The organism is Streptomyces sp. NBC_00289, from assembly GCF_041435115.1.
In the GTDB taxonomy this organism is placed as follows: domain Bacteria; phylum Actinomycetota; class Actinomycetes; order Streptomycetales; family Streptomycetaceae; genus Streptomyces.
On record NZ_CP108046.1, the window covers coordinates 1,275,147 to 1,287,998 of the forward strand.

Consider the following 12,852-nt stretch of genomic DNA (forward strand, 5'->3'; position numbering starts at 1 on the left):
ATGTCACCACGCTGGGAAGCAGATCCGGATGTCCGACGAGGAAATCATGTCGTTTTCAACCTCCACGCACACTTGGTGTTTGTCACGAAGTACCGGCGTGAGATCTTCAACGACGAGATGCTGACGCGCTGCGAGACGATCATGCGGGACGTGTGCGAGAGCTTCGGCGCCCAGCTGCGGGAGTTCAACGGCGAAGGCGATCACGTCCACCTCCTCGTGCACTACCCGCCGAAAATCGCCCTCTCCAAGCTCGTCAACTCCCTCAAGGGCGTCAGTTCCCGCTACCTGCGCGCGGAGTACACCGGCCGGATCAACCGGATCGGGACGGGCTCGGTGTTCTGGTCCCCGTCCTACTTCGCAGCATCCTGCGGCGGCCCACCACTGAGCATCGTCAAGGACTACATCGACAACCAAAAACGCCCCGCCTGACCGCCACCACGCAAACGCAGCGACCTCCGGCGCTTCGCACCTCCACACCGAGGACCACACTCCCGCCCGGCCTGAAGGCCGGGATTCCCTGCGAAGATCAAAGGATGGATCTTGGTACCGCCCGCCATCTCGACGGAGCCGTCACTGCCGTAGGCCGTCCGCGCGTGCTCCCGCGGGGTGCCGAGCAGCGTCGGCAGGTCCGCGCGGTTCAACGCCGTGCACAGCTCCGTCCCGGAGACGCGGTGCGCCGCCTTGGCGTCGTTGGCGGCCTTCTTGTCCTGCTCGTCGGCCGAGCAGACCGCTGGCTTGTCGGCGGCCTCGGCGTCGTTCTTCTGGATCACGTACAGCCCGCCCCCGAGCACTCCGACCACCACCAGCGCCGCGATGGCTTGGCCCCATGGGTTCGGACCCTTCTCGGGCGCGACAACTTCCCCTGCCATGTCCCCCATTACCCGCGGTACCCCCTGATCGCGCCCGGTGCGCGCTGGGGGAGCGTAACGGGTGATCCACACACGGGGAAGCGAGATTTCCCAATAGTCACGTCCAGCGGCATCGGCCGGATGTGTCGGTCGACACCGGCGTGAGTCGTAGGGGCCGTGATCCCGGGACCGAGGACCCGAAGTCGTACGCGTGTGCGGCGAGCAGACTCTATGATCACTCCGCCCCAGTGTCCGCTGCGGGCCGCACACGCCTCCGAGACAGGCCGAAGACGATGACGATCACCGCCCGCAAGGCTTCCTGGGTCCTTGCCCGCTCCGCCCAGGCGGCCATAGCGGCGGCCGCCGTCGCGGACGCGTTCCGCGCGGCGGCAGTCCGGGATCACTACCTGCACCGCACGGACGTGTCCCTGCACAGGTCGGGCTTCATCTCCATGGTCTTCGTCTATCTGACGAGCCTCGCGATCGTGCTGTTCCTCGTCTGGCTCGCCCGGTCCCGGCGCAACGCCCAGGAGCTTTCGCCCCAGGCCTCGCTCCCGAGTCGGGGCTGGACGATCGGCGCGTGGTTCATACCGGTGGTCAACTTCTTCGTCCCGCGCCGGTTCGTCCTCGACATCGGGCGCGCGAGCTCCGCGTCATGGGAGCCGAAGCGAGACACGACACTGGTGAACCTGTGGTGGGGCGCCGGGATCACGCACGCGCTACTCGTGATGGCGGGCCGGGTGGCCCCGGGGTCGATGGCCTTCCTCGTGGTGGCGGAGGCGCTCATGATCGCGGCGGCCGTGCTGCTGGGGCTTGTCATCGAACGCATCACGGCGTTGCAGAGCGCCGCGCTCGGCGCCACCGTTCCGGCCGCACCCCTCGCCCAGGCGTGAGGCAGCGAGGACGCCGTCGTACAGATGCACGTGGCCGGCGTTCGAGACGACCTCGAACTCCCTTGGCTCAGCAGCGAGTTCGTACCTGCGGCACGGTGGACCTCGGAGTCCGACCGCAGCCCAGGGCCACGCCCTGGCGCCTCGTCAGGCAATGGCTGCCTGGTTTCCCTCTTCGGTGTGAGCTCGTGCTGAGGGTTCGCTCATTTCGGCGTCGAGCTGGTGGTCCGCCCAGATGTAGCCATGGGGCAGCAGGTCGCTGATGGAGACGGTGCGGAGGCCATCGCTTGTGCCGACGATGACCTTGAGGGCTGGGAAGTAGTCGAGAAGGACCTGGCGGCAGCGTCCGCACGGGGGTACAACCCCTCGGTCGCGGTCGCCCACGGCGACGATGGTGTCCAGGTCGTAGGTGCCTTGGGCGGCTGCCGTGCCGATGAGGACCAGCTCCGCGCAAGGGCCGCCGGTGAAGTGGTAGGCGTTCACCGCGGTGACGATCAGGCCGTCCTTGGCGCGGGCCGCGGCCGCCATGGTGTGGTTGTCGCCCATGCAGCGAGTACGCGCGACGTGGGCCGCGGTCTGGATGAGTTCGTGATCGACGTGGTGGGTCTGCGTGGTCACTTCTCCGCCTTCCTCAGGTGTCAGGCGACGTTGGCCCGGGAGGCGATGGTGCGCAAGCGATTATCGGCGGTGTGCTGGTCTCCCCCAACTGCTGTGGCGGAGGGTCATGCTTCCCTGTGCCGTCGAGGGTGCACAGGCGCGTCGAGAGAGGTCGGCCCGTCCGCCTCGGCCTGGGCATCGTCTTCGGGGAAACCGTCGTCGGCCCCTGGCACCTCGACGTTGCCCGGCCGAGGACGCCGCCGCGGGCGGAAACGAGGGGGCGGCCCGTTCCGTACCCTGGCGGCATGCGCATGCGCCCCACCCTCAGCTGGACCCCCACCGAGGACCTGCCGCCGGGTACCACGGATCTGACGCCGATCGCCGACGCACTGAGCGCCGGCGGTGTGCTGGTGCTCAGTGGGGCGGGCATCTCCACGGAGTCGGGCATCCCCGACTACCGGGGCGAGGGCGGGAGCCTTGCCCGGCACACCCCGATGACCTACCAGGACTTCACCGCAAGCCCCCAGGCCCGGCGCCGGTACTGGGCGCGGAGCCACCTCGGCTGGCGTACCTTCGGCCGCGCCCGCCCCAACGCCGGACACCGGGCCGTGGCCGCGTTCGGGCAGCTCGGCCTGCTCTCGGGTGTGATCACCCAGAACGTCGACGGCCTGCATCAGGCGGCCGGCAGCGAGGGCGTCGTGGAACTGCACGGAAGCCTGGAGCGGGTCGTATGCCTTTCCTGCGGTGCCTTCAGTTCGCGTCGCGCGCTCGCCCGGCGGCTGGAGGAGGCCAATGCCGCCTTCGAGCCGATGGCCGCCGGAATCAACCCGGACGGCGACGCCGACCTCAGCGACGAACAGGTCGGGGACTTCCACGTGGTGCCCTGCACGGTCTGCGGCGGCGTCCTCAAGCCGGACGTGGTGTTCTTCGGCGAAACCGTTCCACCGCCGCGGGTCGAACACTGCCGCGAGCTGGTGCGTGAGGCGACCTCACTGCTGGTTCTCGGATCCTCGCTGACGGTGATGTCCGGGCTCCGGTTCGTCCGCCAAGCGGCCCAGGCAGGCAAGCCGGTGCTGATCGTCAACCGGGACCCGACCCGGGGCGACCAGCATGCCGTCACACGGGTGGCGCTCCCCCTGGGGACGGCGCTCACCTCCGTGATCGGCAGGCTCAGCGGCGCCGCTGACGGCCAGGCGGCGGGAGGAGGCAGTGGTGGATGGTGACAGCAGCGGGGCCGCTGCTGTGCCGGTGCGCTCGGCCCCAGGTCCTCCGGCCTGAGCCCAAACCGCCGCCGACCTCGGCCCCATCGCTCTGTGACCACGGTCAACGGTGGATCTTTCGAGCCCGAAGTGCCCAGTCCCAGCGCCCTCCTTGCGAGCTCGGCGACCGTCTCCGGTATGGGCGGGACATCTGGCCGTCCCGCCCATACCGGCCGGTTCAGGAAACTCCGGCGGCGTCGACCAGGACGACCCGGTGGTTGTACTGGATGGTGTAGTACTTGGCGGCGCCTGTGACGTAGGTGTCGCCCGAGACGAAGAAGTCGTCCGCGCTCATCGGCGGCTGGGTGGCCACGTAGGCCTGGCCGGCCGGGAACGTGTAGAGGGTCAGCGGCTTCTGCGTGGACGGGGACAGGCCGGACGGGTACTCCGAGGCCTGCGGGTAGCCGGAGCCGTAGAGGGTCGCGGCCCGGTCTCCGGAGTGGACGACGGTGACGCCCGGTGCGCCGCAGGTGTTGGCACCCTCCGGGTTGTGGAACCACACCTTCGAGCCGCTGAACCAGATGGCGGTCCAGTCACCGTCGACGTCGGCGACCACGAACTGCTGGCCCGCCTGCACGGTGCTGCCCCAGTCGTGGATGCTGTCGCTGCCCGCGCCGGCGCCGGGGTGGACGGCCGGGTCGGCGAACAGGGGCGCGTCGGCGCTGGGCGCGGTGCGCACGGGCAGGAAGTTCGCCGGCGCCGTACGGTCGGTGCACTCGGGGGTGGCGCCCGTGGGGTCGTCGGCCGGACAGACCTGGACGGTCTGCTGGTTGGTCGAGAATTCGGGGGCGATGGTCACCGCCGAACCCACCCGCGGTACGTGGTGGCCCTGGGCGCCGCGCACGGTCGAGGGGCTGAGCATGCCCATGAACGCCGTCCAGTCCCAGTACGGGCCCGGGTCCCAGTGCATGCCGGCGAGGTAACTGTCCCGTGGACCGGGCACGTTGTCGTGGCCGATGACGTGCTGACGGTCGAGCGGGATGTCGAACTTCCTGGCGAGGTACTTCACCAGATCGGCCGTCGCCTGGTACTGCGTCTGCGAGTACCAGGTGGCACCCTGCGCGGCGTATCCCTCGTGCTCGATGCCGATCGCGTGCATGTTGAACCAGTAGTTGCCGGCGTGGAACGCGATGTCCTTGGTCCGCGTCATCTGGGTGACGGCGCCGTCGGAAGCCTGCACGACGTAGTGCGCCGAGTCACCGGAACCGGCCGTCTGGAAGGTCTTGATCGCGGAGCTGTAGGACGACTCGGTGTCGTGCAGGACGAGGTACTTGATCTGCACCCCGTCGCCCGGGCGGCCGGCTACCTGCCCGTTGGAAGCGGCCGCGGCAAGGAAGGTGCAGTCCACCGTGGGCGGACACTCCGTGTCCCCGGCGTCCGCGGCGGCCTTCAGCTTCAGCGCGGACAGTTGCTCGGTCTCGGGGCGGACCGAACCCTGCGCCGCGAGCTTGACGTGCTCTCCGTCGACGGTCGTGCGCGAGGCGCCCGACGAGACGGTCTTGAAGACCCGGTCGGCGAAGAGCTGTGCTGCCTTCCGGTCCGACGACTGGCTGTACCTGGCCACCGCTCCGTACCAGGCGGCAGGGTCCGAGGAGGTCTCCCCCGTCAGTTTCTCCTGGTACGACGCGAGAAGCGCGGCGCCGGCTCGGATGTTCTGCCGGTCGTCGGTGCGCAGCTTCGCCGCCGAGGTGCCGGTCAGTCCGGCCGCGGCGTCCAGGGTGTGCAAGGCGGGGTCCGAGGTCAGCTCGGCGAGGTCGCCGCGGCCGACCGCACCCGCCGCGCCTCCGGACACCATCTTGGCGGTGACGTCCGTCAGGTTCATCGGACCGTACCCGCCCGAGGTGTTGTGCTGTCCCTCGTGGTCGTCCCACCGCGACTCCTGGTACGACACGGCCAGCAGTACGGGCAGCGGCACACCGAACTCCCGCGCCGCGTCGGCGAAGGAGGACTGCCGACCGGCATCGGGGCTCTGGGCGGCCTCTGCCATCGACGGCAGAACGGCGAAGCAGCCGGCGGCCACGGCGCCGCCTGCCAGAATCCCGGCCAGCAGCTTCCGGGAAGATCTTTTGTGTGCGGATCTTTGCAAGGAATTTCCCCTTGTACGTGTTGCCCTGGTCAAGACATGCGAAGTGACGCCTGCCCGATCCCACTGTGCGGAAGTCACCGGTCCCACCCACCGGAATTCACAACTTCCCCAACAGTCGAACGAGTTGACATTTGCACCATTGCTGACACTGGTCCCAACGTCACCATCGGCCACCCTGGCACACATCGGATGGCCGAGCGGACCCGACCCGCAGCTCGATGCGCTCACCCAGCACGGAGCGTCCGAACGTTCCTGCTATCAACGGGAGTTCACGAGTCACACAAACCTCACCGATGACAACGAATGGGGCGCGGTGCGCGGCGTGCGTCGATCCCGAGCAGGGCGCCCCTTCTGGGTGGGTGCCGGAACACGGAGGTGAGACCGGCTCCGGCGGAGGTCACCTCGGCATGGATGTCGTTGCGTGTGACCGTGCGGGACGGCGAATCCTGGGCTGAGCGTCGGACAGCGCGCGGTGGGTGCCCGTGTGCACCGCACGCTGCGGGGCAGGTTAGGTTGGACCGGTCGGGTACGGAAGCGCTGCCCTCCTTTTACCAGGGGAGGAGTGTCTATGTGCGGGCAGGTCGTGCGGTTGCCGGGCGCGGCAGGGTGGCTGTGGCTGATGCGACCGGGGGAGGTTCCGGACCGTCGCTCGCCCGGCCTGGAGGCGGATTGCCTGCTGCGGCCGCACAGCGGTTGCCGGGCGGCGGTGGTGGACCTTTCCTCGACGGTCCTGGTCTCGGCGGAGAGCGCCGGTCACATTCTGAACCAGGTGGCGGCGCTGGCCGCGGCAGGAATCCCCGTGTCCCTGGTGGGGGCCACCTCGACGGTGGAGCGCGTGTTGCATCGCGTACAGGCCGCTGGACCGCACCCGACACGGCGGCTGGAATTCCTGCCGTCGGTGGAGGCCGCGGTCTCTGCGGCGGCTGTGATCGCGTGGGACACCTCCCGAGCAGCGGAAGCGGAGCGGGCGGAGCAGGCGGAGACGGTGTACGCCGGCTGGGGCGGGGCGTCGGCGGGTGCTGCGGTGGGAGCTGTCGGGCCGGGTCGCTCCACGGCGGTGTCGATGGACCGTCCGGTGCACGTGGACGGGACGGCCACAGCCACAGCCGCTGCCGGCTGGCCGTCCAGCCGTGCGTTCCGCGATGTGCGGAGGCGTGCCCGCGGGTGGCCGATCGTGGCACAGGCGCAAGGCGTGCTGCAGGGCCGCTACGGGCTGGACGGCCGCGCCGCTTTGTCGCTGCTGCAGCACGTCTCGACACGGCACAACGTCAAGTTGCGTTCGCTGTCGGCCGGATTGGTCGCCGCGTCGCCACCGGCCCCGGGAGCCTCCCGGTGGTTTGCGGGGCGCGCGCGCCGTCCGGCGCCGACGCTGCCGTTCCTCAGGGGCCGCCCTCCGGGCAAAGCCAACACCGCCGAGGTGGTGGAGGCGCTCCTGCCGGTTGCGCTGGAAGCCGCCGGATCGCGGATGGGCAACGTGCAGTTGGCCGACACCTCGACCGGGGATCTGTGGATCGAGGCGCAACGCAACCACAGCGATGTCTTCTTGGACTTCTTCGACTGTGTGAGCGCCCCCGGTCCCGCCGCGTCCCCGGGATCCGAGGATTCGGCATGCGGTCTGGCTTCCTCGTGGGGTGTGCCGGTGACGGTGCTGGACGTAGCCACCGATCCCGTCTACGACGCGCCTGGGCGGGCCGCCATGCTGGAGTCGGGCTCGGCGGCCTGTCACAGCGTTCCGATGACCACCCCCAACGGTGACCTCATCGGGGTGGTGTCCGCGCACTACCCGCACCGGAACGCGGTCAACCACGTGCTGGGCGCGGAACGGTCACACATCCTCCACGACGTCGTCGACCGGGCCGGCGCCTGGCTGCACTGGCATCGCCGTACGATCATCCTGGACGCTCTGGAGGATGTGCACACCGGTGCCCGCAAGCAGGAGCAGGCGGGGCACTGAGTGTCTGTGGTCGGCCGCACCGGCAAGTAGCCGACAGGGCCACCGCCCCGCAGCGCACAATCCCGGCTCGACGGGCCACAGTTGACAGGCGCACCGAGGTGGATGGGCAAGGACGCGCCAGGACGGGTCTCCTCCCTCATCCGACTGTCGCCTTCCTTGCCGCCATAGCCGGTACAGAGTGGCCCGCCCGCACACCGTGTCCTCCGCAAGTCCAAGGAGCATCCTGATGCCGCGTCCCGTGCCGGAAGACCGCGACCGTCTCACCGGTGAGCCCTTGCTGGCGCGGGAGGTGTTCGAGCAGGCACCGGTGGCGGTTTGCGGACTGGCCGGACCGGACCATCTGATCGTGGCGATCAACGGTGCTTACCGTGCGATGACCGGGCGGCGGGAACTGGTCGGCTCGACGGTGGCGGACCTGTATCCGGAATCCGTGCGGCAGGGGATCGCCCCGGTCTTCGACCGGGTCTACGCGACCGGCGTCGCGGAGTCCAAGAAGGCGTGGCGGATGCAACTGATGTCGGACCAGGGGTTGCAGGAGTTCTCCTTCGACTTCACTGTGACGCCCTGGTACGACAGGGACGGTGTGATCGCCGGCGTCACCGTGTTCCTCGCCGACGCGACGGAGCAGGTCCGCCGGCGCCAGGCCGCGGAGAGCCGGGCGGCCGAGGCGGAGGCCCGCTACAAGCAGGCGCGTTCCACCCTCACCACGTTGCAGCAGGCACTTCTGCCACCCGATCTGCCGCTGCTGCCCCAACTCAACCTTGCCGCACGCTACGTGCTGGCCGAGAGGGACACCGCGGCCGGCGGGGACTGGTACGACACCGTGGGCCTGTCCGATGGCCGGGTCGCACTGGTCGTGGGGGACGTCGTCGGCCACGGAGTCCAGGCATCGGCCGTCATGGGCCAGCTCCGCACCGTCGTCCAGGAGCGGCTGCGCGCCGGCTGCAGCCCCGCCCAGGCCCTGCAGGCAGTCGACGCGCACGCTCGCCATGTGCCCGGCGCGCAGGCCGCCACCTGTTGCGTCACCGTCGTGGATCCCTCCGGCCGCCTGTGCTACGCCAGCGCCGGGCACCCGTCGCCGTTGCTCATCGCACCGGACGGCTCCACCGCGTTCCTGCCGGGGTCGGGGCAGGGCCCACTGGCCACCGGCGCGACCTACAGCGAACACGACGGGCAGCTTCCCGATGACGCCACCGTGCTGCTGTACACCGACGGCATCATCGAGCGCCCGGGCCTGACACCCGAGGCAGGCCGCCGGAAACTGGCGAGCACCGCCCGCGACGCGGCTCTGGACCGGTTGATGCCCCGTAACAGCCCTTGCGCGAGCGCCGAACGGATCGTCAACCAGACGCTGGAGATCCTGCTGCGCGACACCGGCCACAGCGACGATGTGACCCTCCTGGCCGCACACCGCGGCCCCGCGCCGCACGACCTGCACGTGGTCCTGCCGGCCACCGTCGAAAGCACGCGGACGATCCAGTTCGAGCTGGGGCGGTGGCTGGTCGCCCTGGGCTGCCGGGGTGAGGACGAGTCCGCTCTTCAGCACTCCGTGGTCGAACTGGTCACCAATGCCGTCGATCACGCCTACGGACATCCGGACGCGGAAGGTGTGCCGCGCGAGGTCACCGTCCACGCCCGAATCGTCGCCGACGGCACGTGCGAGATCGAGGTCGCCGATCACGGCCGCTGGTCACAGGCGGACCGGTCCGACCGTTTCCGGGGCCGCGGTCTGGCCATGGTCGAGATGTTCACCGACACCTTCACCGTCGACCGCGGCGGCGCCGGCAGCGAGGGCACCACCGTCCGGATCAGCCGCGGACTGCGCAAAGCCGTCACCGTCACGGAAGGCACCCGCACGGGCGTCCCCCAACAGCACGAACTCACCCTCCGCGCCGACCCTGACGTCCCCGGCCTGCTGAACGTACGCGGCACGGTCGACACCACCACCGCTCAGCGCCTGATCGACCGGCTCATGACCGCGTCCCGCGGCGGAACCGTCTCCCTGACGGTGAACCTCGACGGTGTCACCCATCTCGCCAGCGCCGGCGTGCAAGTGCTGCACCACGCCGCCACGGTCCTCGACGACCACGGCCAGGCTCTCATCCTCCACGCCTCGCCCGGCTCCGTCGCCGCAACCGTCCTCGACCTCGCCGCCCTTCGCTACCGCACCGGGCCTTCGCCCGAACCCGGGGAGTGACAAACACGCGAGGGATCTCCTGCGCGCCCGCCTGGGCGACGGCTGACCCACGCGGTTCCCGTCAGTCCGGACGCTGTTCAACGGAGGTCGCGGTGACCGGGCCTGGGCGCCTGGGTGGGAGTGGTCAGGGCAGCGGGGGTGCCGGCACCGGCGGTTCGAGGTGTTGCAGCTCGGCCAGCAACTCGTTCTGTCCGGCGATGAGTTCCGTCAGGATTCGCCGGGCCGCACGGAGCAGTTCGGCGACGTCACCGCCGGCCAGCGCGTAGCTGACCGTAGATCCCTCCCGGATCGACACCACGATCCCGGAACGGCGCAGCACGGCCAGCTGCTGGGACAGGCTGGACGGTTCGATCTCTATCTCGGCGAGCAGGTCCCGCACCGCGACGGGCCCGCTCTGAAGCAGCTCGAGGACCCTGATGCGCACCGGGTGCCCCAGCATGCGGAAGAACTCGGCCTTGGCCTGATAGAGGGGGACCTGCACGCTCAACCGCTCCCTGCCGCTCTCGTAGTCATGTGTCCGTCACGATTCTGGCGACTGCGGGCTCCGCACGCTCTGGTGATGCACCGATGTGGATGTGCCGAGATGAAGAAATCTTCAAGTCACGGGCATGCGAAGCCCTACGTCACGGAATCGGTTACACCTCGAGGTCCGTTTCGATCCGCCTGAGCTGGTGGCGGGCCATCGCGAGGTTGGAGCGGCCCCGGTCCAGGACGAGATAGACGAACAAACCGCTGCCCTGCCGTCCCTTCACCAGCCGGATGAGGTGGTACTGGGTCCCCAGGGTGATCACGATGTCCTCGATCTCGCCCTTCAGCCCCAGGTGCTCCATCGTGCGGACCTTGGCACGGACCACATCGGTGTTACCCGCTGCGGCGACGACCAGGTCGAGGTCCTTGCCTCCGCCCAACGTGCCGAGCGCCATGCCGCTGGTGTAGTCGACGACGGCCGCGCCCAGTGCCCCCTCCACCACGGTCATCGTCTCCTTGAGGGAGATTTCCACATTCGTCATGGCGGTCCTCCTGCGGCTTCTGCCGATTGCACGGGACCGGACTCCTCCGGCCCGTTCGTGTCCCCAACCGTACGGAGGGGTCGCTCGTAGGAGTGACGCCCTCCGAACCTGGCGCAAGGAGCTTGGCTACGTGCGGACGAGTGCCGCACTTTGATCACGCGAGTAACGGAAATTGACCGTATCTCGGAGCAAGTGCCTTTGAAGAAACAGGAGTTGAGGCGCTGGTGGCCTGACCTTCCAACCGGGCGACCGAGCGGCTGGTCACCTCTCGGCCCACAAGTTGATCAACCGCTTTGGTGGGAACCAGTTACCCGTACACCAACGGCGTACGCGCGCCGGCGACATCGCCGCCTGCCGCTACGGCTTGGTCGAGCCGGGCTGGGTCGTCGGGATCCGGTGGGTGAAGAACAGCGCGAGGAGCGCGCTGAGCGCGAGGATGGCGAGTGCGGCGCGCAGGCCGTCCAGTCTCGCCTCGGCGTTCGCGTCGAGCGCGGCGTCGGTCACCTCCGTGCTCGCGTCGGCATCGGCGAGGGCCGTCTTGAGCTGGGCGTCCGACAGGAAGGGCGCGCCGCTCTGGAGCTGGACGTTCGCCTGGTCCTTGACCTTGGCCGGGACCGCGGGATTCTGTTCGATGCTGGTCAGGAACGACGTGGTGAGCGTCGCGATCAGGATCGACCCGGCGAGTGCCGTACCGATCGAGGCCCCGAGGTTGGTGACGGAGTTCTGGATGCCGCCGACCTCCGCGCTCTGCCGGTCGGGCACCGCGGACACGGTGACCGAGCCGAGCTGGGAGGCCAGCGCGCCCATACCCAGCCCGATCAGCAGCAGCGGAATCGTGACGATCTCCGCGCCCGCGTCCGCGTCGAGCGCGGCCATGAGCACCAGCGCCCCCGCGAACATGGAGAGGATCCCCAGCCGTACCACCCGTCGCGGTGAGACGTCAGGGAGGAGTCGGGGGACAAGGATCGCGGCGGCCAGCAGCGTCAGCGAGAGCGGCAGAATGCATGCGCCGGTCTTCAGTGCGGAGAGGCCAAGGGCCACCGACAGATAGAGCGGTACGACGAAGAACACGCCCATCTGCACGAGGTACTGGAAGAAGAACATCGTCAGGCCGCCGGTGAGCTGCTTGTTCTCCAGCAACGCCGGATCCACGAGCGGCTCCCTGCCCTGTCCGACGAGCCGGGCCTCCCAGCGCAGGAAGCCCCAGATCAGGAACAGGCCGGCCAGCATCAGCCACACGACCAGCGAAACCCCGAGCCACGAGGGCGCGTCGGGCTTCGGCCGGAACCAGCCCCACTCGTCCGAACGCAGTACGCCGAACACGAAGATCCCGAGCCCCAGAGCGGAGAGCACGGCGCCGAGGAGATCGATGCGGGGCCGCCGGTCGGGCGCCGCGTCGGCGACCCTGCGGGCGAGCACCAGGATGCCGAGCACCAGCAGCACCTCACCGGCGAACACCCAGCGCCAGGAGAAGTACGTCGTCGCCACGCCTCCGATGAGCGGCCCCACCGCGATCGCCACGGCCCCCGCGGCGGCGACCAGCCCGTAGGCGGCGGGACGGCGTTCCACGGCGAAGTTCCCGGCGACGAGGGCCACGATCGCGGGCAGGATCAGTGCCGCGCCGACGCCCTCCAGGAACGCCCAGCCGATCAGCAGCACCGGCAGGTTCGGGGCGAGCGCCGTCGTCAGGGACCCGCAGCCGTAGATGACGCAGCCGATCATGAAGGCCCGCTTGCGGCCGATCAGCGCGCCGACCTTGCCGCCGGGGATCATGAACATCGCCATCACGAGCGTGTACGCCGTGATCGCGCCCTGGATCCCGGTCACGGTCGAGCCCACGTCCTCGGCCACCGTGGCGATCGACACGTTCATGACGGAGCTGTCGAGCGCCATCAGGAACTGGCCCGCCGCGAGCGTGAGCAGGACGATCCGGGCCGTCGAGGAACTCCCGCGTGTCTCCGCCTTGGGGCTCATGACCGTATCGTCGCAACGGCCGTGGAGAACCGGTGAG

At 69.4% G+C, this 12,852-nt stretch carries 11 protein-coding genes; 5 read left to right on the plus strand and 6 right to left on the minus strand.

Annotation, left to right across the window (positions count from 1 at the left end):
• Positions 1-429 carry an IS200/IS605 family transposase gene (tnpA, locus tag OG985_RS06395; protein WP_371667236.1) on the plus strand — a complete coding sequence of 143 codons (429 nt, stop codon included), beginning with the start codon at positions 1-3 and terminating at the stop codon, positions 427-429.
• Here the strand turns inward: tnpA and OG985_RS06400 are convergent.
• Entirely contained in the window at positions 399-869 is a 471-nt protein-coding gene (locus tag OG985_RS06400; RefSeq protein WP_371667237.1) for a DUF6215 domain-containing protein, read from the minus strand. The two genes, tnpA and OG985_RS06400, sit on opposite strands and share 31 nt — an antisense overlap.
• A 272-nt stretch (positions 870-1,141) precedes the next feature.
• Here OG985_RS06400 and OG985_RS06405 point away from each other — a divergent pair, with 272 nt between their 5' ends.
• On the plus strand, positions 1,142-1,741 hold the full coding sequence (locus tag OG985_RS06405; RefSeq protein WP_371667238.1) for a DUF4328 domain-containing protein: 600 nt from the start codon (positions 1,142-1,144) through the stop codon (positions 1,739-1,741).
• Positions 1,742-1,885: 144 nt separating this feature from the next.
• Here the strand turns inward: OG985_RS06405 and OG985_RS06410 are convergent, their stop codons facing one another.
• Complete coding sequence (locus tag OG985_RS06410; RefSeq protein WP_371667239.1) at positions 1,886-2,356, minus strand: cytidine deaminase; 471 nt, start codon at positions 2,354-2,356, stop codon at positions 1,886-1,888.
• A gap of 284 nt (positions 2,357-2,640) precedes the next feature.
• On the opposite strand from OG985_RS06410, the gene OG985_RS06415 reads away from it, so the two are divergent.
• On the plus strand, positions 2,641-3,558 hold the full coding sequence (locus OG985_RS06415) for an NAD-dependent protein deacetylase (protein ID WP_371667240.1): 918 nt from the start codon (positions 2,641-2,643) through the stop codon (positions 3,556-3,558).
• Positions 3,559-3,772: 214 nt separating this feature from the next.
• Here OG985_RS06415 and OG985_RS06420 read toward each other — a convergent pair whose 3' ends face one another.
• A complete protein-coding gene (locus tag OG985_RS06420; RefSeq protein WP_371674277.1) occupies positions 3,773-5,581 on the minus strand; it encodes an N-acetylmuramoyl-L-alanine amidase in 1,809 nt (602 codons plus the stop codon).
• A gap of 868 nt (positions 5,582-6,449) precedes the next feature.
• Here OG985_RS06420 and OG985_RS06425 point away from each other — a divergent pair.
• Entirely contained in the window at positions 6,450-7,634 is a 1,185-nt protein-coding gene (locus tag OG985_RS06425) for an ANTAR domain-containing protein (protein WP_371667241.1), read from the plus strand.
• 226 nt (positions 7,635-7,860) lie between these two features.
• Positions 7,861-9,831 (plus strand): SpoIIE family protein phosphatase, encoded by a 1,971-nt coding sequence (locus OG985_RS06430; protein ID WP_371667242.1) that lies wholly within the window; start codon positions 7,861-7,863, stop codon positions 9,829-9,831.
• A gap of 124 nt (positions 9,832-9,955) precedes the next feature.
• On the opposite strand, the gene OG985_RS06435 is transcribed toward OG985_RS06430, so the two are convergent.
• The 3 genes from OG985_RS06435 to OG985_RS06445 all read right to left on the minus strand — a co-directional run bounded on the left by OG985_RS06435 (position 9,956) and on the right by OG985_RS06445 (position 12,815).
• Positions 9,956-10,312: an ArsR/SmtB family transcription factor gene (locus OG985_RS06435; RefSeq protein ID WP_371667243.1), complete on the minus strand. Its 357-nt coding sequence runs from the start codon at positions 10,310-10,312 to the stop codon at positions 9,956-9,958.
• Between the two features lie 154 nt (positions 10,313-10,466).
• Complete coding sequence (locus OG985_RS06440; RefSeq protein WP_371667244.1) at positions 10,467-10,841, minus strand: hypothetical protein; 375 nt, start codon at positions 10,839-10,841, stop codon at positions 10,467-10,469.
• A 357-nt stretch (positions 10,842-11,198) separates the two neighbouring features.
• The gene (locus OG985_RS06445; protein WP_371667245.1) at positions 11,199-12,815 is read right to left on the minus strand and encodes an MFS transporter; all 1,617 of its coding nucleotides are present in this window, start codon (positions 12,813-12,815) and stop codon (positions 11,199-11,201) included.
• Between the last annotated feature and the right edge of the window lie 37 nt (positions 12,816-12,852).

What these genes read in the sequence shown, in the direction of transcription:
- tnpA (WP_371667236.1), top strand. Translation starts at nt 1, where the DNA reads ATGTCACCACGCTGGGAAGCAGATCCGGATGTCCGACGAGGAAATCAT.
- OG985_RS06420 (WP_371674277.1), bottom strand. Translation starts at nt 5,581, where the DNA reads ATGGCAGAGGCCGCCCAGAGCCCCGATGCCGGTCGGCAGTCCTCCTTC.
- OG985_RS06430 (WP_371667242.1), top strand. Translation starts at nt 7,861, where the DNA reads ATGCCGCGTCCCGTGCCGGAAGACCGCGACCGTCTCACCGGTGAGCCC.
- OG985_RS06400 (WP_371667237.1), bottom strand. Translation starts at nt 869, where the DNA reads ATGGCAGGGGAAGTTGTCGCGCCCGAGAAGGGTCCGAACCCATGGGGC.
- OG985_RS06445 (WP_371667245.1), bottom strand. Translation starts at nt 12,815, where the DNA reads ATGAGCCCCAAGGCGGAGACACGCGGGAGTTCCTCGACGGCCCGGATC.
- OG985_RS06440 (WP_371667244.1), bottom strand. Translation starts at nt 10,841, where the DNA reads ATGACGAATGTGGAAATCTCCCTCAAGGAGACGATGACCGTGGTGGAG.
- OG985_RS06415 (WP_371667240.1), top strand. Translation starts at nt 2,641, where the DNA reads ATGCGCATGCGCCCCACCCTCAGCTGGACCCCCACCGAGGACCTGCCG.
- OG985_RS06405 (WP_371667238.1), top strand. Translation starts at nt 1,142, where the DNA reads ATGACGATCACCGCCCGCAAGGCTTCCTGGGTCCTTGCCCGCTCCGCC.